The organism is Dysgonomonas termitidis (assembly GCF_054657735.1).
The window spans coordinates 35,490-60,250 of sequence record NZ_BAAHYD010000002.1 but is presented as its reverse complement, the minus strand read 5'-3'; the positions used below and the strand labels follow the sequence as shown (position 1 = coordinate 60,250).

General features: G+C 40.0%; 15 protein-coding genes, 2 pseudogenes and 3 riboswitches. Of the genes and pseudogenes, 4 read left to right on the top strand and 13 right to left on the bottom strand.

Annotation, left to right across the window (positions count from 1 at the left end; translation table 11 throughout):
• Positions 1 to 232: 232 nt before the first annotated feature.
• Together ACYQ3L_RS04675 and ACYQ3L_RS04670 are read right to left on the bottom strand one after the other, a co-directional pair.
• Positions 233 to 736 (bottom strand): threonine/serine exporter family protein, encoded by a 504-nt coding sequence (locus ACYQ3L_RS04675; RefSeq protein WP_379994707.1) that lies wholly within the window; start codon positions 734 to 736, stop codon positions 233 to 235.
• Positions 737 to 738: 2 nt separating this feature from the next.
• Positions 739 to 1,533, bottom strand: coding sequence for a threonine/serine exporter family protein (locus ACYQ3L_RS04670; RefSeq protein ID WP_379994710.1), 795 nt, complete (start codon positions 1,531 to 1,533; stop codon positions 739 to 741).
• 176 nt (positions 1,534 to 1,709) lie between these two features.
• Positions 1,710 to 1,961, bottom strand: a riboswitch (cobalamin riboswitch).
• 238 nt (positions 1,962 to 2,199) lie between these two features.
• Positions 2,200 to 2,447, top strand: a riboswitch (cobalamin riboswitch).
• A gap of 174 nt (positions 2,448 to 2,621) precedes the next feature.
• Between ACYQ3L_RS04670 and ACYQ3L_RS04665 the strand changes: the two genes are divergently transcribed.
• From ACYQ3L_RS04665 to ACYQ3L_RS04655, 3 genes are all read left to right on the top strand, one after another.
• Positions 2,622 to 4,829, top strand: coding sequence for an anaerobic ribonucleoside triphosphate reductase (locus ACYQ3L_RS04665; RefSeq protein WP_379994713.1), 2,208 nt, complete (start codon positions 2,622 to 2,624; stop codon positions 4,827 to 4,829).
• A complete protein-coding gene (gene nrdG / locus ACYQ3L_RS04660) occupies positions 4,822 to 5,388 on the top strand; it encodes an anaerobic ribonucleoside-triphosphate reductase activating protein (RefSeq protein ID WP_379994715.1) in 567 nt (188 codons plus the stop codon). Before ACYQ3L_RS04665 ends, nrdG begins: the two co-directional genes overlap by 8 nt.
• Positions 5,389 to 5,399: 11 nt before the next feature.
• Positions 5,400 to 5,689: riboswitch (cobalamin riboswitch) on the top strand.
• A gap of 198 nt (positions 5,690 to 5,887) precedes the next feature.
• On the top strand, positions 5,888 to 7,165 hold the full coding sequence (locus ACYQ3L_RS04655) for a phage integrase SAM-like domain-containing protein (protein WP_459952358.1): 1,278 nt from the start codon (positions 5,888 to 5,890) through the stop codon (positions 7,163 to 7,165).
• An 82-nt stretch (positions 7,166 to 7,247) separates the two neighbouring features.
• On the opposite strand, the gene ACYQ3L_RS04650 is transcribed toward ACYQ3L_RS04655, so the two are convergent.
• The 3 genes from ACYQ3L_RS04650 to ACYQ3L_RS04640 all read right to left on the bottom strand — a co-directional run bounded on the left by ACYQ3L_RS04650 (position 7,248) and on the right by ACYQ3L_RS04640 (position 8,389).
• A complete protein-coding gene (locus tag ACYQ3L_RS04650) occupies positions 7,248 to 7,601 on the bottom strand; it encodes a hypothetical protein (protein WP_379995923.1) in 354 nt (117 codons plus the stop codon).
• Positions 7,602 to 7,603: 2 nt separating this feature from the next.
• Complete coding sequence (locus tag ACYQ3L_RS04645) at positions 7,604 to 7,807, bottom strand: hypothetical protein (protein WP_459952357.1); 204 nt, start codon at positions 7,805 to 7,807, stop codon at positions 7,604 to 7,606.
• A 63-nt stretch (positions 7,808 to 7,870) separates the two neighbouring features.
• Positions 7,871 to 8,389, bottom strand: a complete 519-nt coding sequence (locus tag ACYQ3L_RS04640; protein WP_459952356.1) for an RNA polymerase sigma factor — start codon at positions 8,387 to 8,389, stop codon at positions 7,871 to 7,873.
• 311 nt (positions 8,390 to 8,700) lie between these two features.
• Here ACYQ3L_RS04640 and ACYQ3L_RS04635 point away from each other — a divergent pair, with 311 nt between their 5' ends.
• Positions 8,701 to 9,933, top strand: a complete 1,233-nt coding sequence (locus tag ACYQ3L_RS04635) for a phage integrase SAM-like domain-containing protein (protein WP_459952355.1) — start codon at positions 8,701 to 8,703, stop codon at positions 9,931 to 9,933.
• A 42-nt stretch (positions 9,934 to 9,975) separates the two neighbouring features.
• On the opposite strand, the gene ACYQ3L_RS04630 is transcribed toward ACYQ3L_RS04635, so the two are convergent.
• The 8 genes and pseudogenes from ACYQ3L_RS04630 to ACYQ3L_RS04595 form a co-directional block, all read right to left on the bottom strand.
• On the bottom strand, positions 9,976 to 10,746 hold the full coding sequence (locus tag ACYQ3L_RS04630; RefSeq protein WP_459952354.1) for an NUDIX hydrolase: 771 nt from the start codon (positions 10,744 to 10,746) through the stop codon (positions 9,976 to 9,978).
• 87 nt (positions 10,747 to 10,833) lie between these two features.
• The gene (locus tag ACYQ3L_RS04625; RefSeq protein ID WP_380001140.1) at positions 10,834 to 11,196 is read right to left on the bottom strand and encodes a carbohydrate kinase family protein; all 363 of its coding nucleotides are present in this window, start codon (positions 11,194 to 11,196) and stop codon (positions 10,834 to 10,836) included.
• A gap of 19 nt (positions 11,197 to 11,215) precedes the next feature.
• Positions 11,216 to 11,413, bottom strand: a pseudogene (locus tag ACYQ3L_RS04620) (glucuronate isomerase); the annotation flags it as partial.
• A 215-nt stretch (positions 11,414 to 11,628) separates the two neighbouring features.
• Positions 11,629 to 13,929, bottom strand: coding sequence for an alpha-L-rhamnosidase-related protein (locus tag ACYQ3L_RS04615; protein ID WP_380001142.1), 2,301 nt, complete (start codon positions 13,927 to 13,929; stop codon positions 11,629 to 11,631).
• Positions 13,930 to 14,012: 83 nt separating this feature from the next.
• The gene (locus tag ACYQ3L_RS04610) at positions 14,013 to 17,579 is read right to left on the bottom strand and encodes a glycosyl hydrolase (protein WP_380001144.1); all 3,567 of its coding nucleotides are present in this window, start codon (positions 17,577 to 17,579) and stop codon (positions 14,013 to 14,015) included.
• A gap of 6 nt (positions 17,580 to 17,585) precedes the next feature.
• Entirely contained in the window at positions 17,586 to 20,819 is a 3,234-nt protein-coding gene (locus tag ACYQ3L_RS04605) for a glycosyl hydrolase (protein ID WP_459952353.1), read from the bottom strand.
• 72 nt (positions 20,820 to 20,891) lie between these two features.
• Entirely contained in the window at positions 20,892 to 24,137 is a 3,246-nt protein-coding gene (locus tag ACYQ3L_RS04600) for a glycosyl hydrolase (RefSeq protein ID WP_379993485.1), read from the bottom strand.
• Positions 24,138 to 24,201: 64 nt separating this feature from the next.
• A pseudogene (locus ACYQ3L_RS04595) lies at positions 24,202 to 24,711 on the bottom strand (sugar-binding domain-containing protein); the annotation flags it as partial.
• Between the last annotated feature and the right edge of the window lie 50 nt (positions 24,712 to 24,761).

Here is a 24,761-nt window from a genome sequence, read left to right as displayed (position 1 = left end):
CCAACTCTTTGTATCAGTAAGTAAAACAACAAGAATAAGTTATAATAGGAAATGCATTATTAAATCCCGGCTATTATCTAATTAAGCAATAAAAGCCACCTACAAAAGGTTAGTCGCCCCCATTCCCGGTTTATTACATCCGGTTAGATATTCTTAACACTTTAGCCATCCCCTGCCTTCAGGAAGAAATGCTTATAAGCATCTCAATTGATGAATTCAAGTCTTTATTAGTTCAAAAAATCTTTATACCCAAATCCCTGATTTTCTTTATATCTTTCACACTTTTTTTACGAAAAACGAGTGCGGCAATGCAAATACCGATCGCCAGACAAAACAATAGCGAAGAGGTAAGAATAAAGTTATATGCGGTATCCTGCAGCAATGACGAACCTTTATTATCCATCCCCTCTTCGTATATCCTGATACAACCGAGCATCGTGCGGTATGCATATAAGCCGGGAATCATCGTAATGCAGGCAGGAAGCGTAAAAACGACAGGAGGCGTATGTATACGGTGGGCGCAATAAATTCCGGCAAGCCCGATAAATACAGTCCCGCAAAGTGTAGATGCGACCAAACCATAATCCAATTGCAACAGCACAAACCGGATACAATGCCCTACCCCTCCTAACAATCCTGCAATCAGCAAAGCTTTTCGGGGGGTCTCGAAAAGAAGCGCGAAGCCTATTGCTACAAAAAAGCTTAGAAAAGCATCTCTTAATATATCTATCATCATCTCTAAAAATTATTAATACCTATCAATGACATACTCATAAACATGCCGATCGCTATACATAACAAAATAAAGCCGCCGAATGCCCCACGCGCAATTCCCGTGGGTATATACCCCTCCAGCAAATCTATAATACAATTAATCAACGGGACCCCCGGTATAAGGAACAGGACAGCGGTTGCTACCGATATATCGGGCGATAAGCCACAACCGAACAATACATTCATGCCGGAGATCGTTGTAGTCGCAAAAGCAGAACATACAACGGCAACCATCAGATTGAAACCCTTTTTTACCATTTCCTGACGCACTGTAAGCCCCATGAGTGACGCTATAAAGGCAAAAGCTCCGTCCATCCAGTCGCCTCCGGCAAGCAAACATAAACAACCACATGCTACCCCGATAAAAACGCGTATCAGCCAAACAGGATGTTTAGGTGCGGCTTTTATCTCATTCAGGCAATTTTCCAGCTCACCCAACGAAATTTTATTCTCAAACAGCTTCCATGTTAACAAACTGGTATTTGTCAATACGCCGAAATGCGCACCATGATGCCTCACCCGCTTGTTTCCGGTTACTGTATTTTCGGGATTTTCACGATCTGTAACCGTTACCGATACAGCAGTAAAGGAGAGAAGCATCTCCACCTTAAAACAAGTCGTATCGGCAATACGTTGCACATTCCGGTTTATACGTTCACAGTGAGCGCCTGACTCTAACAGAATCGTACTGACCTCCAAAATCAGATCGGCAAATTTTGTAGCGGACATACCTTTGTCCTCCGGCAAAACATTTTCCATTTTGTTTGCTTTATAAAATTAATCTCCGGGAGAATAAGTGATTCTGTCGGCGGCTCTTGCAGGGATCTTAGTTATCATATATAACCAACACAATGCAACTTTGACTGTTGCACAAAACCAGCTTTATCCGAACATGAATTTTTACTTCTCCAACTTGCCTCTAATCCTCGAAAGACAAAATCATACTATTACTGGCAGGTCTTCTGACTCACTCTTGCTCCGTGCAGCCTTCCCGATAGACAGTTATCTGTCGACCAGTGGCATTGGGTATCGCTCGGAACAACATCAATGAATGTTAACTGATGACTGTTAACTGTTCACTGAAAAGAGGTTACAGCAGCGGGTCTGTTCAGGACTTGCACCTGATTCCCTTTTTCATTACTTATCCGAAGATGCGGACTTGTAACACCAATAATCAGATACAAAGTTGGAATAAAAAATCGAAATAATAACATTTTGAGAAAATATTTTTTTCTGTAGTTATCGGCAAATCATCCGGAATAAAGATAAATTAATATCGTAAATTATCCAATTTAGGAAACTTTTCAACAATATAAAAGTTTTATTTATCTAATATTGTATAACTTAGAATTTATTTCGGGAAACTTTGGCATTATTTTTCAATAAATAAATCTCATTTTTGAAAACCATATAAAAAAATAATCTACCTTTGTTACCATATACGGTTCTGAAATAAAATCAGATGAAAAGGGAATCAGGTGCAAGTCCTGAACTATCCCCGTAGCTGTAAATTTCAAGAAAAGGTTAGGCCCTCACGCCACTGATCGACAGTTACCGGTCATCAGTTTCAGTTATCATTTTGTTAACTGCTTACTGCTCACTGTTAACTGAACATTGGGAAGGCTCCTAACCGGGAAATAAGTCAGAAGACCTGCCGTGTATACATTCGTAGCTTTCGGGAGAAAAGCGATAGAATAGAATATGCGGTGACTTTACATCTTTAATCTCTCTTCGCCTATTTTGGTCTCTATCCCCGTCAGTTACATTGAAGCAATGTATCATTAATCAACAATTGACGACGCGAAAGCGGGTCGAATACTTTCTTTTACTCATAACATAATACAACCATGATTCAGACAGTCATAAAAAGAGACGGACGCATAGTCGGCTTCAATGAAGAAAAGATAATGGCAGCTATCCGCAAAGCCATGTTACACACCGAACAAGGAGAAGACTCTTCCCTGATAAGACGCATCACGGATTTTATCTCTTGCCAGGGTAACGAGCAAATGACCGTAGAGCAAATCCAGGATATGGTAGAAGTGGAACTGATGAAAAGCCCACGGAAAGAAGCAGCTAAAAAATATATCGCTTACCGCGACCAGCGCAGCATTGCCCGAAAGGCCAAAACACGGGACATGTTCCTCGAAATCATAGAGACCAAATCGAACGATATCACACGCGAAAATGCCAACATGAACGCTGATACTCCGGCAGGAATGATGATGAAATTCGCGAGTGAAACTACGAAGCCTTTTGTTGACGACTATCTGCTGCTGCCGGAAGTAAAAGAAGCCGTCCGCCAAAACTATTTACATATTCACGACAAGGACTATTATCCGACCAAAAGCCTCACTTGTGTACAGCACCCATTAGATAAGATACTTCAGCATGGATTCAATGCCGGACATGGAGAATCGCGTCCTGCCAAACGTATAGAAACAGCGAGCATGATTGGCTGCATATCCATGGAAACAGCCCAGAATGAAATGCATGGTGGCCAGTCCATCCCTGCTTTTGATTTTTATCTGGCACCTTTTGTCAGGCGTAGTTTTATTGAAGAAATAAAAGTGCTGGAACAGATAAACGGACTGGACTACAAACACCTTTACGAAACACCAATAGAGGATTACTTATCAAAAGACCTGACCGGATTACATGGTGACGAAAGAATTATCCAACATGCCATAAACCGTACAGTGAGCCGTGTACACCAGTCGATGGAAGCCTTCATCCATAACATGAACACCATACACTCCCGGGGAGGCAATCAGGTGGTATTCAGTTCTATTAATTATGGAACGGATACTTCTGCCGAAGGAAGATGCATCATGCGGGAACTGTTAATCAGCACAGATGAAGGCGTGGGCAACGGAGTAACAGCCATTTTCCCGATACAGATATGGAAAAAGAAGCGGGGAGTAAGCTATTTACCAACAGACCGGAATTACGATTTATACCAACTGGCATGCAAGGTGAGCGCACATCGTTTCTTCCCTAACTTTCTGAATCTGGACGCGACATTCAACCAACATGAAGAATGGAATGAGAACGATCCCCGCCGTTTTGAATATGAAGTGGCGACAATGGGCTGCCGTACCCGCGTATTTGAAAACCGTTTTGGAAAGAAAACATCGGTAGGCAGAGGCAATCTTTCTTTCTCTACACTCAATCTGGTACGCATTGCTCTGGAATGCAGAAACATAGAAAACGAGAAGGAACGGATCGACTGCTTTTACAGGAAACTGGATCAGATGCTCGGGCTGGCCGCCCTCCAATTGCATCGCCGCTTCGAGTTCCAAAAGACAGCCGCTCCCAAACAATTCCCGTTATTAATGTCGGTGCTATGGGAAGGTTGCGAGCAGCTGGCAGGTGAGGATACAATAGAGAAAGTTATCAATCAGGGCACACTTGGCATAGGGTTCATCGGGCTGGCCGAAGCCTTGGTTGCCCTTACCGGCAAGCACCACGGAGAAGACGAAACCGCCCAGAAACTAGGTCTGGAAATAATAACATATATGAGAGACCGGGTAAATGAATTTTCTGATAAATATCAGCACAACTATAGCGTACTGGCCACTCCCGCCGAAGGACTTGCCGGGCGGTTTACACGACGCGACAAAAAAGATTTCGGACTTATTGAAGGAATTACAGACCGGGAGTATTATACAAACTCAAATCATGTACCTGTATATTATTCATGCAGCGCACATCGGAAAGCTAAAATAGAGGCTCCCTATCACGATCTTACGCGTGGAGGACATATATTTTATGTCGAGATGGATGGCGACGCGACTCATAATCCAGAAGCTATTATGACTGTTGTAGATATGATGGATAAATATAATATCGGCTACGCCTCGGTGAACCATAACCGGAACCGTTGCCTGAAATGCGGATACGAAAATGCCGCTACACAAATAAATGAGTGCCCCCGTTGCGGAAGCATGCAGATAGACCGCCTGCAACGTATAACAGGCTATCTGGTAGGCACTACCGATAGATGGAATAGCGCAAAACTTGCTGAACTTAATGACCGTATTGTCCATGAATAGCAATATATCGATACTGGATATCGTACACGACACCACTGTAGATGGCCCCGGATTCCGGACTGCCATCTATGCCGCCGGGTGTGCACACCTTTGCAAAGGGTGCCACAATCCCCATTCGTGGGATATCGGGAATGGTAAAGCATACTCCATTGATAGCTTATTGGAGAAACTCAAGGAATCCGAGTTTTCCAATGTAACTTTTACGGGAGGCGATCCCTTTATGCAGGTAGAAGGGTTTACAGAACTAGCCCGAAGGATCAAATCCGAAACAGATAAAAACATCTGGTGCTACACGGGCTATATTTATGAACAAATCATAAGGTCGGAAAGGCTATCCCGGATACTTCCCTACATAGATGTACTTGTAGACGGGCGATATGTTGAATCATTAAAAGATGAATCCCTTATCTTCAGAGGTAGCAGCAATCAGCGGTTAATCGATGTCGGAAAATCATTAAAAAGTGCGGCGGTCGTCATCTGGAATAATAACCATTGCATGGAACTATCACATCTACACATACAAAATAAATTTTCTACTGCCAGTCATATAGCAATTTAAGATAAAATATCTACCTTTGTCATGGTTTTGGTGTCATCCTTTATGTTCTTAAAGGATGGTGAAAAGGGAACCGGGTGAGAATCCCGGGCAGACCCGCTGCTGTAAGCTCTTTTCAGTGAACGGTTAATACTAATCACTGATATTTTTTGAACAAAACTTATAGCCACTGATTAACAGCCATCAATCATCAGTTATTCGTTATCATTTTTGTTAACTGTTAACTGCTCACTGTTGACTGAATATTGGGAAGGCAATTCAAAAATGGAGTAAGCCAGAAGACAGCCTAAGAATTTAGAGATACATTGACTTTTCTACGAATAACAATCTGAATAACAATTATTTAATCATATAGCCGTAACGCCGGACTAATAGCTTAAAACTGTTAAAATGTTAAATTTTACTGGTTTTTAATCCTTTTGGTTAGGCCTTACCTATTCGTTAGTACCTTTTTCATGTAGGCAATTTTGAGACTACATAAGGGCACTTAAAACGAATTAATATGTATTCAGTAAATTTTAAAGGCAAAGCAAATACAAAGAATCCGGAACTGGTAAGGATAGAAATGATTCTGTTTAAAACCGGTTACGCAAGGATTCCCAAAGTATTATCAATCACAGGCAAAAGAAAAAGCTGGAACCAAAATGCCCAGTCTTTCGCAGGTAATACCAGTGAAGAAACGGAAAAGAACCAGCTTCTGATGGCTATAAGGCTAAAGTATCTTAAAGTTGTGGAGCAGTGGGAACTGGAAGGGGTTGATTGGTCGCCAGTCCAGTGGTCTCATTATTTTGATATAAATACAACTAAAAAAGAGGTGACAAAAGTAAAGAGTGTTTCCGTATTTTTGGATGAATTGATCTTACGCTTTAAAAATACAGAAAGGATTAAGAATGGGGGGATAATCAAAGGTTCATCAAATTTCGAGTTGTATTTATCGTTAAAGAACAGCCTGGCTGAATTTACAAAGAAAACATACAACCGGAGTTTCCATACTTACTTCTTTCCCGATATAGATGAAAACTTTTTCAGGGATTATGCATTTTTCCTTCAAAAGAAGGGGCTGGAACAAGGCAATAAGGGAGGTATCGTCAACCGCCTGAAATCGTTAAGGGCAACCATTACCCATGCCGACAAGGCAAATATCCCCGGCGTGAACAAAGGCGCATCTGTCGTTGTCCAGGATAAAATGCGTATAGGAAAAACAACGCCTAAAACCATTGATTATAAATATATACAAAAGATAGAAAGCTTAGACCTAAGCGGTTATTCAGAAAAACAAAGGCTGAATATAGATGCCTTTCTTTTTTCTTTCTATGCAGGCGGCATGAGTCCTATCGATGTAATTTATCTTACCCATAAATGCTTCAATGAAGGTAAAATCGTTTATGAACGGATGAAGACGACAAAAGAAGCTCGGATGCCGGTATTAAAAAAAGCTGTTGATATTATCAATAAATATAAAGGGCAGTGCTATGGTGATTATGTTTTGCCAATCCTTCAGGTCAGGCATCAGACGGAAACCCAAAAGGTTCACAGGGTAAGCGGATTCTCAGACTGCGTAAACAAAACCCTCCGTAAGGTTGCAAAAAATATCGGATATAAAGGGAAGATAACATGGAACTCTGCACGGGGAACATATATATCAAAACTTATAGACGAAAAATACCCTGTCGAACTGGTTGCTGAACATGCGGGGAACAGCCCGGATGTTATATACAAACACTATTACATTGTAACCCAGAGGGAGGAACTTAATAATAAATTGGATTCTCTTCTGTGAATGTCCCTGCTGGCATGCTTACAGATAAGAAATACGGCAAAACTATCAGCAGATTTGCCGTATTTCACTGGTTTATCTCACATTATTTGATATCCCGGTTTTTCCATTTCGCCTTACGGCGTTCCTGCCCTAACATTCTCTTCCTGGCCAATTGGCGGGAGGAGTAATACAATCTCTCTTCGCCACACATTCTATCATATTCCTCCAACTTCAAATTGTCGAGGTCTTCCGGTTCAACCGCAATATCAGGATGAACATGTCTAAAATAATATCCACCCGTTGAAATATACTTCCCTAAGCAACAAAAAGATATTGCCTGTAAATTACAAAAACTTAACTCGGAAGCAGCGTGTAAAGAACGGACTATAGCTATTAATACTTTTGCATTGTTAAATATTAAGACCTGCTTAGGCTCTTTATAAGGACTCTTTCTCATAATTATTTATATCTGCTTTTTATTGGTTTTAAATGAATTTCAATCCTGTTATTTTTCAAAATATTTTCAGCGGCTTTGTATATAGGTAACTCCTCTATACCGGCAGCTTTAAGCGCAGTCATCATAATATGGTCTTCTACCAGCAGGAGGTAGTCCTTGTCCGGCATAGATATCCATTTATCCAGTTCTGATTTTAATTTTGCCATATGTTCTTGTTTATTTGTTTTTTTACTCAATAATTTCCCGTCAGGAGAAAGCGACCTGGCCAGTCACTGTTGCCCCACACGTAAATAATACCTTGCGGACACTGTACTATTTGATTTAATTAACCTTGAATTGTACAATTCACCGGCAATTTCATCCATGCTGTATCCGGCTTGTTGTAATAATAAGGCTTTGCGGGACGCCGGCTTTATCATGCCAAGAGCTTCTACTATATCATCTGAAAAGAATTGTTTGTAATCATCAGTCCTTAGGTCTCTGAAGTAAACCTCTTCATTCTCATCCGATGGTATTTGCAGGTTTTCAATATCAATGAAATTCATTCTTTGGAATTTTGTCCGTGAGCGTCCAATCATCCGTGTAATAATGGTATATAACCAGGGCCGGATATGCAGTAAGGGATTATAAGTATCAATAGCCTTGAAAATCCGGAATAATACTTCGCTATAGAATTCTTTACATTCATACTCCGACCTGGAGTATTTTAAACATACCCGGTAGATAAAATCCTTTTCCGGTAATACATATTTGTTGAATAATTCTGTTTTTGATTGTTCAATATTCATAGATGTTGATTTTAAATTTTTGTAATAAAACTGTTTTTTATAATTATCATGAAAAACAGACTAAGAGGAGGGCCTCTATTCCTGATAAGCATTTAAAATCTTATTTAGGTGTTAAAAATATACGGAAGAATGATGAATAAGCCTGTGAATATTAGTGGTGTGGCAATATTTGTAAATATGGACAATGAAAAAAACAAATTTATTTTACAAATAATTGCATCCTGTCTCCTAACCTTATATATTGAAATAAATCAAATTCAAATATGTACTCAATAAATTTTAAAGGAATTTTTCATCCCAAAAACAAGAAGATGGTCAAGGTAACTGCGATTTTTCATCAAAGCGGTTATTGCAGAGCAAAAAAAGTACTAAACATTACCGGGCTTTACAAAGAATGGGATCAAAGTAAGCAGACATTCAAGACCCGGAATGCTGAAAACCAAGTAAAAAACAACCTCCTCTCAGAAACGAAACTAAAATATCTGAAAGTAGCGGAAGAATGGGAACTGGAGGGTAGAAGCTGGACGCCGGCCCAATGGTCAAATTGTTTTGATACCCCGGAGGTAAAAACAAAAAAAGTTAAAGTCCTGTCCGTTATCAGAATGATCGATGAATTGATCGAAGAGTTCGGTAAAAAAGAAAGGTTCAAAAATGGGGAGATCATAGGAAGTTCCGCTAATGTAAAAGAATACAAACTGCTTAAAAATTCATTAAGTAATTTTACGAGGGACAAATATAAAAAAGGCTTTTCTTCTTATTATTTTACAAACCTGAATGAAACATTTTTGAACGATTATACAGTATACCTTCAAGTCAGAGGAGCCGAAAAAGGCAACAAAGGCGGTGTGATCCAAAAGCTGAAGAAATTAAAAGCGGTATGCAATTATGCTTCACAGAGGCAAATACCTGGTGCAACTACCGGAATATTCAAATGTGTCGATCAAAAAATGAAGACAAACAAATTTATACCTAAAACAATCCCTTATTATGTCATACAGGAAATAGAGCGGATGGATAAAAATGGCTTCACAAAGAAGCAGTTATTCCATATCGACCTGTTCCTTTTTAGTTTTTATGCAGGCGGGATAGGTAATACGGATGTCGCCCACCTGAAAAAAGGCTGTATCAAGGATAGCTTTATAGAATATGAAAGGAGCAAAGTAGCAAAAGACGCCAATGTTCCACTCGTAAATAAGGCCGAAGCTATAATAAGGAAATATATATCCGCTTCCTACCAGGATTATGTTTTTCCTATCTTTACCTATAAACATCAAACTAACCTGAAAAAAAAGAACAGGGTGGAAAGTATTTCCTTACGAGTGAATAAAACCCTCGAAAAGGTAAGGAAGAAACTGGATTATAAAGATAAAATAACATGGTACTCCGCCAGGGGGTCCTTTATAACCAAAATGCTGGATGACGGTTTCCATCCTGTCCAGGTCGCCGGATATGCAGGCAATAGTCCAGATGTCATATATAAGCATTATTATAAAGCGACGAACCAGGATGAGGCACGGACCCGGATGAACAAAAATTTACAATAGGAAAACGGGATTAGCTACCTTTCAGCTAATCCTTTAATTTCTTTATCGCTTGCTTTTAGTTTTAGCCTTAAATTTATACAGATACGGAGCCCTGTGGGATCTTCCGTCATACAACTTGCCTAATCGTTCCAACAGGTTCGAGCATAACATTTTCCTTTGGAAATTAGCGCTGACGATCTTTTTCTGGAAAACCGCTTCATGCAGCCCCTGCAACTCCTTTAAGGTAAATGTTTTATTCAGCAGGTTATACGCGATCGGTTTTCTATCCATGTCTTCCTGCAATTTCAATACGGCTTTACTGATAATATCCTTGTGGCTGCATGCAAGTTCGGAGATATCCCGGATATCGACCCATACTAATTTAGATGAGAATAAATCCTGCGCCGTAGGGAATACTTTGAACCTGTCGACTAAAGAATAATAACAGACCGATACTTTCCTGGTGTTTACCCAACTGTCCTCCGGAATCTCAATACCGGATAACCGTAACATTACCGAAAAGATATTTTCGTTTACCTGTCCGGTTTCGTCCGATATGTGAAACTGTTCATTGTATAATATATCCTTTAATTTGAAGCACTGTTGCAATATACGTAACGACGCGTCATCTATTGTTTCATCCTTAAACACATATCCCTCAGGTAAAAAATAACAGCACCCTTCCCCGGTTTGAAGTAAAAGTACCTTTAAATTGTTATTGTAAAAGCTGAATACCACAGTATTTATCAGTATCTCGGACAGGAATGTTCCGGATGCCGTTTCGAGAAATATATGTACATCTTTATAAACAGCATTATTATCAGTATATTCCATTGGTTTATTTCGTTCTAATAGTTTCTCTTGTGATTATGAAAGTAGGTATGGGTCATATTTTTTCGAAAAGCTATAATAAATGCAATATTAAAAGAGTTTTTCAGGATAGATCTCGGCATCAGTTAACTCCCGGATGCCTTGTACCACATCCGGTTTATCTTTTGCAGAAGTAACACCGAACCATTTGGGAGGAGTATTTAACACTAATACGGTAATTTTATTGACACCAACATTATATTTTCTTAAATCAGATATACACCATTTTGCGATATCATTTTTAGGTTGACGAGGTCTAAAGTCCGTTGGAATTTCATAGCTAGATAGCAAAACAGCTACGTTTGCTTCTCCACCTTCAAAGGTAACATTAAGGTTTGCGCTTTGTATAAGGCATTGATAGCCTGGTGTTGCTAAACGCAACATAATTCCTCCCAAGGTTACTACTTTTTTCATATAATGTATCTATATGTTGTCAGAAATTAAAAAAATGTTTTGCGGTGTAATATGATATATTTTCGACCATCTTACCTATCGTATCTATTCCCGCTTCAGGCAGGAATCCCTGCTCCATGTCATTGCCAATAAGATTACACTTAATCCGGCGAAAGTATTCGTGGCGAGGATACGAAACAAAGTTTCGCGAGTTGGTAAGCATGCCAACAAAACGGTTTCTTCTATAACGATGGCAAAAGTATGAATGGCGGTACCTATTGGCCATAGCGTAATAGCTCATGCATAGCCTTTCTTTGTTCCTACCCGGTCCTATTAAGAATCGACACTTATTTCAATAGAATTGAGGTAAATCACAGTCAAAATGAGTTCCGCGATGAAATTGATTGTATGATAGTTGTTGAAAATAGAGAAAAAATTCAATATACAGATAAGTTACTTCACTGAAATCTTATAATTTCCCGCAGGAAGCTGGTATGAAACTTTCGTTTTATATAAGTATTTCGAGCTTGTCTTATATTCATTCTCATAAGGTATTTTCCCATTTATAGTAATTTCCCTTTCTCTCCCAACAGGCAGATATATAATAGCTTCAGTACCATAGGGAACTACAACCTCTAATGTAAACTCTTTGGATGAAGACACAAATTTCGACTTTATCATCCCAGCTATGGAAGGAACGCTAATAGAAGCTGTTTTGAATGTAGCCGGTTCTGGTTCTATTTTAAACACCTTATAGCCTGCTTCAAGAGGATAGATACCGCATATATACTGGGCTATGACAGTCAAAGCTCCACCACTCCATGCATGATTTACCGTACCTCCGCCAAGCTCTCCTATGTCTCCGATATACCAGCCTTCGAACAAGGTTGTGTACTCTGTATTGTTCACCATTGCTGACAGACGTTTCTTGGATCTTTCCACCCCATATTCTCCCTGTCCCATCATAAATAATGCTTCCATTATATATTTTTCCATATAAGGGCTTGCATGAAATTCCGTTTCGAAAACTTTTAATATAGCATCATATTTCAATTGATCTGCAATACCGGATATAACGGCAAGCGCCTGTACCCTGTCATCTGTTTCCTCCTTATATTCAGGGTGCCTGTAGGCCTTATCATTCCAGCATTGATTATACCCGTCCTTCACCTTTTCCATAATGATCCTGTACTCCTTTGCATCATTGGTATAACCTAATAAATCGGCCATCGATGCTGCACCCTTTAATGCCAGGTAATGCCAGCCTGCATAGATAAGCCGCATATCGCGGTTATTACCCCAGTCGCCCCAAGTCCATGCTCCGGGGCGGAAAGCTGTTAAACCTGTATCATCGAGAGACCATAGAGACAGGTATTTTTTCACTCCGGGATAAACATCCTGTATTGTCTGTTTATCTCCAGTGTTCATGTAATAATTCCAGAAACCATAATGCCCTATACTTGCCAGCATTTGTCCGGGCAACTCCACTCCATAATTACCTTCCGGAATCGGTGAATGTAAAACACCGTCTTCCTTTTGCCATCCTATTAATTCATGAATGCCTTTTTTCATCAAATCATGGATAGGGGTTGAGTAAGTATAGAAACTTTCTCCCATCAGTACAACTTCATCGCCCCACCACTGGGCACGTTCCCTATCGGGACAATCAAAATATGTATCACGCATATTTACATACAGTGTACGCAATGCTTTTTTCCAGAAACGCATATAGAATTCGTCGTCGCAAGAAAAAGATCCAACCGGATCAGCATTATATCCGGTTTCCCTGTATTTTATACTGTTTACGGTAACATCCGAGGGTACTACCAACATTAGTTTATGCCCATTCATCCAGCCGATTGACTCATAAGTTTGCTTTCCTTTCTTTGTTACATATTCAGCCCGTATGCCGACATCACTGCCTCCATATAAATGATCCGTAAAAATAGAAATTAAACTACCACCTTTTTTATCTGTTACATCTAAAACCGGAGTCATCTGCATATTATAAGGAAAAGCTGCAATAATAGTATCCTTTCCAGTTCCTTTCTTACGCTCGATATCCTTATACTTAACTGTTTTTATTCCAAAATCTTTCCATTGCGGGATAGGCCGTTTTACTAATGTATTCCATGGAGCATCACCCCATTTTCCAATTTCATGTGCATTTACAAATCCGTATTTCCCGCGGCTATCTTCAGTTTGCCAATTTGCTATATCTTTGTTGGCATCAAAGTGAATATTCGATTCGGGTAAACGTAAATTCGGGTATGGCTCTCCCGTGTTACCATAGGCCGGATGAATTTTACATAGCCATGAGTTATCACTGATTAGCTCTATATTTCCTTCTTTCAGATTAAAGATCAATCCTGCTTTACCGCTGTTTTTATGAGAATAACCTTCTTTTCCAAAATGCCATAAAAGTATTGCTATCTTGTTTTGGCCTTTCTTTAAGTAGGGAGCCAAATCGACTTCGTCATAATATGTATCTCTGGGGTTCGGCCCTCTCTTTAACCCTCCTTCAAATATAACCATCTGCCCGTTTATCCAAAACCAGTATTTGCTATCTACGGCAATCTGAGTCAATGCCTTTGATGGCACTTTCTCTATGTTAAAATCTTTTCGAAAGGAAATCCATGTATTGGGCTTGTTTGCATCGCCGGAAGGGACCGTTATCCATCTGGCATTATTAATGGCATTGACGCCTATACAGGAAAATAAAATAGAGAGAAATACAAAGATTGTTTTTTTCATATTACTGTTATACAAACATAATTTATTTTATGAACTACTGCTTTTATAAAATGATAATTGCTTTTATTGTTCGATAGAAATGTTTATTCTATTTCAATATATACAGGCCCTATAATACCAGACTCAATAGTTCCCCGGTAACGGGTTGGAACAGATAAGTAATAGTTAGCTGCCGTATTACATACAAGCACTTCAATAAGATTATTTCCTGTCTGAAGATAATCGCTTACGTCAAACTTCCAAGGGGCGGAAAGTCTTAAACCAGCCTCTTTTTTATTAATCCTCACTCTTGCTGTCGATATAACTTGACCAAGGTTCAGTGTAGCTTTCCTTTGAGGCAAATCTTCTAATTCCATATTATAACGATACCATGCACCACCTGAATAAGCTTTTAAACCCTCAATTGTTGACCAATCGCCAATAGGTATAATTCCTTCCGTACAGATCTGTTTAATAGGTGAGTCTATTACGCTTCCACCGCCATACCCCAAAGGCTCATCTACGTTGATTATAATATTTACCGGACGAATAGCGGGTTCAGCAAGCTTTGCTGTATATTGAATCAATCCATCCTCACGTGTTCCGGTGACTATCATTTCAGCAGCAATATTATTGGCATTAACCCAGGCTTTGCCATAAGATGAGAAAAATAACTCTTTGAGTCCGGGTGCAGAAGTAAATGAAAATTCACCATGGTTACTCACTTCTTCGCGAATATCAAAAAGCAATAGAGATTTATCACCCCGGTATTTCATTCTTAAGGGAGATTCTTTAAGAGTCTCTTCAATAATATCTGGCTTCCCATCACGTAGAGCAAACCGGGTTACACCATAGCTATCGAAATGTAGCAAAATTTCATTAATCCCCTGCTTAAGTTCCAACTCAGGTGATGACTCGGCATGTTGTCCGTTAATATAAATATTTGCAGGAAACATTTTTCCATATTCGGCGAGATAAAATCCAGAGCGAGGTGCATTCACCCGTGTAAACAAATAATAATTCTTTTCTCCGTTTTCTTCCTGGATACGCACTATCTCATTTGCATTCCAAGTATACTCCTTCTTGCCTAAACGAATAAAATCATCATACATGCGTGCTTTTAGTCCATGCCATCCTTGATATCCATAATCACCTTCAACACCCCATCTCCATGAAAATTCGTAAGGTTGCCATGAATAGTTACGTCCATGAGAATCGATTGTTGACAAATTTTCCTTGATACTCGATTTCAGAATTTCAATATCTATTTCAGGAACAGCGCTTAAAATCATAAATTTTGTTCCAAAAGTAAAAGTGTTTAATGTTTCTTTATTTGAAAAAGAATAGCTGGCACGATATATTATTGCTCCCACTTTATCATTGTATGCGGGAAGACTGAAATCTCCATAATCATTATCCAATAGTGGGACAATCTCGAATTGCCAGTCTCCATTTAATGGTATATATTTTGTCGCATATTCATTAGGGGCATATTTTTCAATAGTGGGTTTTATACTGGGATCGAAAGTTATAATCTGTATATCGCTATTTTCCAGTGGCAACCGTAATACAATGCCTTCTCGTGTAATTTTTTCCACTGATAAAGGAGTTATCTTACCCGTCCAGGGATTCCAAAGATGTGCAGCTCCTTTTGCTCGAAAAAAGCATTCTGTTCCTTTTTTGATATTATATACGGCATATAAGTCTTTTCCATCAATAGTCCGATGCATAACATATGGAGTTTCATTCTCTCCTGTACCGGAAATCACACGGAAATCACGTTGAAATTTCTGATCAATTATAGAAAGAAGAGACTCTGTCTCATTTATACAATGAATGGTATTTTTACCACCTTCGAATATCTGTTCCAATAATTTTTTATCTTTAGGATGATTACGCCCCCTCTCTGTTACCTGAGGCTTGTCTCCGATATTTATTATAACGCCTCCGTTTCGCTTGAATTCGAGTATCTTTTCCAGAGAACTACTCCGGATAGCTTTCATAGAAGGTATAATCAACACTTTGAAACTTTCTCCTGCGATATTTAAGTTTTTACTATCAACTTTAGAGCGGGCAAGAGACTCATAATCCATAAAATCGAAATCCATACCATTTTTATATAAGAGTTCCCCGACTGCAAAAGATTTTTTCACACAGCCATCTCCGTAGCCTGCAATAACCGGTTCGACCGGATATAACACAGCAACGTCTGCACAATGGTAGCCTTGCGAAAGGATATAACTCAATCGTTCTGTACATTCTAAAAATGGCTTTATCTCCTCCCAGTATGGCTCATGGAAATGATTGCATGGAGGAGCCCATTCCCACCAGCCTCCCATTGTGCTATAGTAAAAACCATGAAGGCTCAACAGATTTTGTCCGGAAGCGTAATTAGCAAATACTGCTTTGGTTAGCTGTTCTGTATTGGTTGACCATCCACTACTATGAAAGCCCTCTAACCAGACACGTTCTCTTTCATACAAGTGTGCTATAGACGATGCGACCTTGTTCTTTATAATGTCAATACCCAAACCTGGCTGATCACAGCCTGGCGCCTGATTCCATCTTTGAGTTCGGAAATAGTCACCGAATTCTACGACATCAAGACCACGTCCTCCATGATCGCAACCGTATAATAAACCTCGATCTTCATGCCACTTATATACCAGAATAAAAAAGTTTTCTTCACTTAATGATACCATAACATCATTATAATCAAGTCTGACACCCGGCGTTTTATCGCCAATATCCATAAATAAACCATCTAAATAAAGATTGATATCATACCCTTTTCGTTTATGGAATTCTTCACTAAAAATGTTATTCCATAGCCATCCTGAAAGATGAAATTGTAATTCGTCTGAGAAAAAAAAGTTTAGTCCTGATTCTGATGATTTCGTAAGGCGATCTTCAAAGCATTGGAAAAAATGCTCCACATAACTTTTACCCGAATTGGGATTCATTGGATCTAATGAAGGAACGCGATGGTCTGCAAAGACTTCTGTAATAAGCGTATTGGGCCATTTGCTCTTCCATTCTATTTTTCCATTCGTTATTTGAGGTATTAAATCAACAGGGTGTCCGGTTATATTATAGTCTTTATCTAGCTCATAGGCATTAAGCAATAAGGGCATCTCAACAAATGTACGATAAAAGAATTCTGACACCAGAGTGTCACTACGAAAACAGAGTTCATAACCATTTAAAGAAGAGTCTTCTTTTAGCATCTCATCCACATATGATCCTTGCCCTACTCCAAGCGTATAATCGCTTAAACTCACGGTCATACCACGTTTGCCAGCCTCGTTTTCAAACCAGCCAAAAAGATTCCACCATTCTTCTGTAAAGAGGCTTGGTTGAGAAGGAAGGGTTTTCCCATAAGTGATTCCTCCTTTGTCATCATGGGCATAATTTACCTGAAGACTTGTAATATGCTTGTTATCCAGCTTATCCAAATGCCATGAGAGATGCTCTCGGGTAAGGGTGTCGCCCATCCACCAAAAGAAAGGAACTTCTCCGTATCCTTTCGGCGGATTTGCGAAATTACTCCTAATATCTATAATCCCGGAACGTTGAGGATAGCCGGAAGGGCGTTCCTGGGCGTTAATATAAATATTCGAAAATACCCCTAGGTAAGATATAAGAATTAAAAAAACAATCAATTTCTTCATTGCTATTTAATAATTAGGCACATATTCTAATGTGACAGGTCCCATCAATCCAGATTTCTGTAGCGGTGAATCAGGTTGGTAATCATTTATTCCCGCCCAAGTTTCCCTTTTTTCTTTTGGTAAGGCTTTATCACCTATCATCCTGTTAACCCATGTATTGACAACATCTATGCGAAGGATATTTTCCCCTTGTTTCAAAGCAGAAGATATATCCACCCTGTAAGGCATTGTCCATGTACCACCAACATATTGGCCGTTCACCCATACTTTAGCCATCTTATTGACTTCTCCAAGATCAAGGTATATCTCTTTCCCTTTTGCTGTATTCGTATCAAAATCGAACGAAGTAGTATAGATCATATTTCCAGAGAAGTATTTTATACTATCGTTTGCCGATTGTGCCAAATCTAGAAGTCCGTTTAAACGAATCGGTGCTGGATTCGATAGTTTACCATTGAAGGCGACTTCCCATGCTGCATCAAGATTAGCAACTTTTACCGGTTCGGGGAAATTTTTCGTCCCCACAACAGGTGTGCCCTTTCTCCGGAACACGATAAACGCACTCTCATATCCATACAAAGAGATCGGTACGGTAGTCGTTTCTTTATCGGAAGAGAATTCGGTAAGTTTACGTATTGTTCCGGTAACTGGATCAAACAGTTCGGGCTGCATATCTTTTTTTACTCGGAATTTGAGTTCTGTTTTCAGAGTCGTTTCGCTCTGGTTGGATATAAAATAGATATCTATATTGTCCAGCTTGCGATGCCCAAAAAGAATCGGAGCATTTGCTGGTATCTTGCAATCTTCTATATATCCTATTTTTGAAAACACTTCTTCAAGGTTGATGCCGTTAAATAACATACCTTTACCCACTCTTGCAGAAGTTATATTAATGCCGTCAACTCTTCCCCATAGTTCAGAGGCCATTTCTCTGATTGACCCGTCAGCCTGAGGTTGATCCTGTAAGCTCGGCGAATGTGTTGGAGGAGCACCCAACACTACTGCTCCATCAGCTATCAGCTGTTTGATTTTAGTCAGTACTTCAGGGCGCATTGTGCTTACTTTAGGTAAAACCAACACACGATAGGTTGTTCCATGTGGCAATGTTATAAATCCGTTTTTTACTTTCGCATCACGAACCAAAACTTCGGCATTGATATAATCGAACTGATAACCGGAGGGAAGTAAAGGATCTTGTATTCCTGTCATTTTAGGAGTATCTTCACCGATAAAGTATGCTACATCGGCGATGTTAAGCCCCTGACGTAACATATAATTGCAACGTTTGGTGTAATCTATAAACAAATCGATATGCGAAAACCATGTATTATTACGATTGAATTCGGTACCGAACCATGCATTTGTTCCCGGATACCTATCCAGATCGGGTTGATGAACCCATACATGGAATAATGTATTGTTTATACCTTCTGAGAAGTATTTATCCGTACGCTGTTTTGCATCTGCTGGTACGCGCGAGAACGCAGGTCCACCACTGGTATTCGATTCTGCAGTCACAAGATTTTTGCCGTATATATGAGCACAAGAGGATGCCGCCCGGTTTTCAATATTACCTAAATCGTTTTCCCAAGACGGGAATGCGCTAGGCAACCAATACTCACCACCAACCTCATCCGATTGACCTCCATATTGTAAGAATTCAGCAGGAAAACCCCAATGTCCATAGTTTTCAAGCCATGTGCGCAATCCATGTTTATGGCATAACTCCCTAAAACCGCCTACGTAATCGTATGCAATTTTATCAGCCACCAAACGCCGCATATCCCATAAAAATCGATCTGACTCCTTTTGGCTGCCGACCACCTTTCCGAAATATGTCGGCAGAAATGGTAAGGCATCATAACCATAGCACTCTTTGAAAGAATCTAAAAAATCGTCTGTGAAATTTTCTCCTCCAGACTCATAGCTGTCCTGAACAACTAACTTAAAGGTTTTGCGATCTTCAGCTGGAATACGATCTAGTATTTTTCCTATAAAAGCATCAAAATGAGTTGCAATATGTTTTTTGTTCATTTTGTCAATTTCAAGACCTGTACCATCAGGCCCTGCCGGATTATTTGTAACTCCTGTCGGAGTCATACCAATTCGCAATATTACCCACTCTCCTTCAGGGGCATCCCATGCGATCCTTCCATCCGGAGACATATATTCAGAAATATCCAGAATTTTTTTCGGATCAATATTCAATTCTGAATTTTTCGGTTCAGGTTGTTCTCTCCACATATAGTAATCAAATGGAGGAAGTGGTCCTTGAAACATTTTAGCAAAGGTTTTTGCTGCATAATTTTCAATACGTGGAGAGGCCGAAAGCTCTATTTCTCCAATGCCTCCTTCGTGATGTTTGTTGTTCATCACAATCCTGAATTCTTTAGCTGTAGTTTCATCGATTGACATGACAACAGGAGCAAAAGGTTGAAAACCTACGATGAGTCCTAAATTATGCCAGTCAATAACAAAATTTGAAATTGTTTTAAATTCATTACCCACTTTTGCCTGTACATCGAAAGAAACATTAATATTTGAATGCCCCGGATAAACAGTTATACTTCGTGCAGTAAATTCTTTATTGGCAATGATATCTACAGTAACATCTACATTTTGAGGCATACCCGCCCCAGTAAAATTATCACCATCGAACAATCTGTCTGAGTTTACAAGGTCTGGAGATATTTTTATTCTGGAATTGGACTTATTTAAAGTTAGAAGATCATTTTTTGGAGCGGGATATGCAATTACTTTTACATCTTGAAACTCAGCAATAGGTTTTTCCAACTGGGTTGAAATGGTTGCAGGGCCCTTTATTCTCATCTCGGACGATGTAAGATAACGCATTGCCTGGCTGGGTTTCACCCAGGGCCCCCCGGCCTGAGTCCAGCCAGGGGAATTGAAGATCCCAATCTCAATATCTAGTTCTGAGGCTGTCTTCAACGCAGTATGAGTAATATCCCACCATTCATCGCTCATTAACCTTACTGTACGCCCTCCTTTATAAGGATCAAAATAATTATTGCCGATGAAAGCACGATTAATGCCAACTTTTTTCATTGCTTTAAGATCCGCTATAACGCCCTCCTTGGATATATTTCCACACATCCAATACCAATAAACACCCGTTTGAATTTTAGGAGGAGTTTTAAATTCTTTTTCAAGTTGCGTACCTTGGGCCCAGCAATACGAACATAACAGAACAAATATTACTGTATTCAAAATCTTCTTCATTGATTATTTTATGTTAATAATTTACTTTTCAATACTCTGAATAACTATTAATAAGATATATCACTCTCTTTATTATTCAATTGTTGTTGCAGATGGTATTAGCAGACGAACTGGCCCGAAGAGACCCGATGACGTAAGTTTCGTATGTATAGGTAAACCGGAATGTGGTGTAACGGGACGTTTATCTGGTGGCAACGGATCGTCGCCAATCATTCTGTTCTGCCAGGTATTTACCACTTCCACCTCGAGCGTATTTTTTCCGGGTTTTACAAATTTTGCCACATCCAATGTGTAAGGCATTGTCCATACACCTCCTACATATGTACCATTGAGTTTCACTTTAGCCATCACACCTACTTTGCCTAAATCCAACGTAAGTTGAGGCAATGTTTCCGTTGTATTTAATTCAAACGAGGTTTGGTAAACAGCTGTTCCTGAGAAATAACGGATCGAATCATTCGCATTTTGTGTCCAATCTTCGAGTTTAGCAAATGTGACTGGCGCTTTCGGCCCTCGTTTGATTGCATCAGATTCGAAATGGACGGTCCATGGAGAATTGATGGTAAGAAACGTTTCCTGTTTCGGGAAATTGATGGACAGATCGCAAACAGCCGATGTTCCTGGACGTTTAAATACAATGAACATACTTTGAGCCGGCTCGAACTGTAACGGCACTTCTGTCGTTCCGTCTTTTTGTATAAAAGAGGGAAGATCACGTTTCTTTCCGGTAACAGCATCCCAAAGCTCCGGTTGTTTTCCCGCTATACGAAATTCCGGAGAAACTTGGATTGTTTGGTCTGTCTGGTTGCAAAGGAAATAAATATCCATATTATCGCTTGCCCGATGTGCAAAAAGCACTTGCCGGTAGTCTGGCAGAATGCAGTCTGGTACGACGTTAATGCGGGCAAAAACTTGTTCCAGATTGGCACCATGAAATACCAACCCTTTGCCATAAGACTGCGGTTCGCTGCTTTTTCCGTCCATGTTGCCCCATACTTTTTTAGCAAGTTTCTGCACTTGGAGATCGGCTTGAGGATAATTTTGCATACTTGGTGATCGTGACGGTGGTGGACCGACGACGACGGCACCTTCCATAACCAGTGATTCAATCTTCTTTAATAGTTCAGGACGCATCGTTTCCTGCTTAGGTAAGACCAGTACCCGGTATGAAGTGCCATGTGGCAAAGTCAGTTTTCCGTCTTTCACAGTCATTGATTTTTCTATCACTTCGGCATTGATGTAATCGTATGAATAGCCTCGTGGCAATTCAGGATCTCGGATACCAGTCATTTTGGGCGCATCTTCACCTATAAAATAGGCCACATCAGCAACATTCAACCCTTGCTGAAGCATAAGATTGCAACGTTTGATGTAATCAACAAACAGATCCACGTGGGAAAACCATGTGTTGAGGCGGTTAAATTCAGTTCCGAACCAGGCATGTATTCCCGCTCCTTCGTTTTTTGGCTGCTGAATATAGACGTGTAGCACTACGTCGTTGACGCCTTCAACAAACGACCAATCACCCCGCCTTTTAAGGTAAGCAGGATGCCTGTAAAAGTTGTTGTTGCCAAAACTATTACTGGTGAAGGACTCTGCAGAAGCTTTCTTTTTCCCATAAATATTGGCGCAAGAAGCGGCAGCTTTAATTTCGATGTCACCGTAATTTTCTTCGCACCAAAATTCACCACCAATTTCGTCACATTGACCACCATATTGAAGGAATTCACCAGCAAAACCCCAATGACCGTAATTCTCCTGCCAGGTAATCAATCCGTGGCGATTGGATATTTCGCGCAACCCTCTGGCATATTCATAAGAAATGCCATCGGCAACAAGACGGCGGACATCCCACAAAAAGCGATTAGAAAGCTCTGGATTCCCGATAGCATGACCTTGGTAAGCGGGTAGCCAGGGAAGAGCATCGTAGCCATACCGTTTTTTGAATCGAAGTAAAAAATCATCGGTAAAGTTTTGTCCGGCGCACTCATAGCTATCGACAACTACCACTCGGAACGTTTTACGATCAGATTTGGGTATGCGTCTCATAATTTCGCCGATAAAAGCATCAAAATGTGCGACCGTATGCTTTTTGCTGAGTTTATCTACTTCCCTGCCTTGCCCTTCAGGGGTAGCAGGAGCATTTACTGTTCCGGTATTGGCCATACCTGTGCGTTGGATTATCCATTCCCCTTTGGGCACATCCCAATTAAGGCGACCATCCTTAGAAAAATATTTGGATATATCCTGCACCTGATTGGGGGCGATGCAAAGAGCATCTTTGTTTTCTTCCGGTTGATTACGCCACATGTAAACATCCCATAAAGCTTGTTCAGACTGAAACATCTTACCCAACGTCTTTTCGGCATAACGCTCCACAACAGGAGAATCGGTCAGTAAAAGCTTTTCGATGGAACAATCCCGCCGGATATTGCGGAATATCAAACGGAATTCACGTGATTTCACCTTTTCAAAACTTTCTGCAATCGGGGCAAAAGGGGAAAATCCTACATTTGGTGCACCATTCGTCCGATCGACAATAAATGTGCTGATTGTACGATACTCATTGCTACTTTTGGTTTGAACACAACATTCATAAAACGATCCTCCGGGTGTATCTCTTTGCAACAGACCAGGAGTTGGATGAATAACTATGCTTTTTGCATTTGCCGGTTCCGAAAGAATCACATCAACGACAGTCTCTTTCCCGGACGAAAGTTGAATAGGAGCATTAGGTTTTAGTTCGGCAGTGCTACTTCCTGTTGAAATCAGCAGTTGAGAAGCCTCATCCAGCAAATTCCGTCTGTAGGTTTTAGCTACCGGCCAAGCCAATACACGCACGTCTTCGAAGTCCGAAGAGGGTTTATCAAGAGTTTGAGACAACTTTTGAGGGCCGGTAACACGTATTTCCGATGAAGCCAAATAACGCATCGACTGTTCGGCTTTAACCCAAGGACCACCGGATTGACTCCATCCAGGTGAATTAAAAATGCCGATTTCGATATCTGAATCCCCAGCCGTCTTTAGTGCGGTATGCATAATATCCCACCATTCGTCACTGAAAATTTTATGAGGCCCATATGGCACATCAGACAGACCTATATTGCCGATAAAGGCGCGGTTGATACCGGCTTTTTTCATCGCTTGAAGGTCTTTAATAACACCTTCTTTGGAAATATTGTCGGAAATCCAGTACCAATAGATGGCTGTTTGAACACTTTCGGGAGGGGTGATAAAGTCTTTTTCCAACTGTATTTTTTGTGCAGAACAATATATGCAGGCTAAAAAACAGATTAGTATATTCAGAACTCTTTTCATGTCCGTATTATTTTTTTAGAGAATTACAAATTTCCTGATTGATCTTTTTCAATCTGCCTTCCTCCACTTTAATGACCTTGCGGCCGTAAGTAATCAATCCATTGACTTCGCTTTCTACAAAAGAGAATGGGGTGTATCCACCGGTATGACTGCCAACTTTAATATCGTTAATGAAGACTTCTGTCTTCCAGTTTACCGCACCGAAATGCAACAGTATATTTTTATCCTTCCACTTTGAAGGTACTGCAAATGTACGCTTGTACCATAATTCATTGTTTTTTTCTAATGGTTTCATTACCCCCGACACACTTGATTCAACAGCAAAAGGGACAAGGATTTGTCCATCGAAAGATTTAGGTTCTTGTTGATTTGCCGGTACAATCGAATATTTCCACAAGCCATTCAGGTTTGTCCATGCTGAACGCTTCATAATTGGGCGGGGGGATTCGGGCAATAAGTTCTTAGTATCTAATGTCTCGGCCCATTGAGTTTTGATTTTGTCGCCTGCCGATTGCCATTGAGCAAATACTGATACGCTTAAAAGCATCATTGCGAATAATAAAATCTTTTTCATTTAATTATAGATGATTTTAGATTGGTTATTCCATTTTTTACAGAAAAAGA

Coding starts and splice junctions, on each gene's coding strand:
- ACYQ3L_RS04670 (WP_379994710.1), bottom strand. CDS start 1,533: ATGGAAAATGTTTTGCCGGAGGACAAAGGTATGTCCGCTACAAAATTT.
- ACYQ3L_RS04650 (WP_379995923.1), bottom strand. CDS start 7,601: ATGAGAAAGAGTCCTTATAAAGAGCCTAAGCAGGTCTTAATATTTAAC.
- ACYQ3L_RS04645 (WP_459952357.1), bottom strand. CDS start 7,807: ATGGCAAAATTAAAATCAGAACTGGATAAATGGATATCTATGCCGGAC.
- nrdG (WP_379994715.1), top strand. CDS start 4,822: ATGAATAGCAATATATCGATACTGGATATCGTACACGACACCACTGTA.
- ACYQ3L_RS04640 (WP_459952356.1), bottom strand. CDS start 8,389: ATGAATATTGAACAATCAAAAACAGAATTATTCAACAAATATGTATTA.
- ACYQ3L_RS04665 (WP_379994713.1), top strand. CDS start 2,622: ATGATTCAGACAGTCATAAAAAGAGACGGACGCATAGTCGGCTTCAAT.
- ACYQ3L_RS04610 (WP_380001144.1), bottom strand. CDS start 17,579: ATGAAGAAATTGATTGTTTTTTTAATTCTTATATCTTACCTAGGGGTA.
- ACYQ3L_RS04675 (WP_379994707.1), bottom strand. CDS start 736: ATGATGATAGATATATTAAGAGATGCTTTTCTAAGCTTTTTTGTAGCA.
- ACYQ3L_RS04605 (WP_459952353.1), bottom strand. CDS start 20,819: ATGAAGAAGATTTTGAATACAGTAATATTTGTTCTGTTATGTTCGTAT.
- ACYQ3L_RS04635 (WP_459952355.1), top strand. CDS start 8,701: ATGGTCAAGGTAACTGCGATTTTTCATCAAAGCGGTTATTGCAGAGCA.
- ACYQ3L_RS04600 (WP_379993485.1), bottom strand. CDS start 24,137: ATGAAAAGAGTTCTGAATATACTAATCTGTTTTTTAGCCTGCATATAT.
- ACYQ3L_RS04655 (WP_459952358.1), top strand. CDS start 5,888: ATGTATTCAGTAAATTTTAAAGGCAAAGCAAATACAAAGAATCCGGAA.
- ACYQ3L_RS04630 (WP_459952354.1), bottom strand. CDS start 10,746: ATGGAATATACTGATAATAATGCTGTTTATAAAGATGTACATATATTT.
- ACYQ3L_RS04625 (WP_380001140.1), bottom strand. CDS start 11,196: ATGAAAAAAGTAGTAACCTTGGGAGGAATTATGTTGCGTTTAGCAACA.
- ACYQ3L_RS04615 (WP_380001142.1), bottom strand. CDS start 13,929: ATGAAAAAAACAATCTTTGTATTTCTCTCTATTTTATTTTCCTGTATA.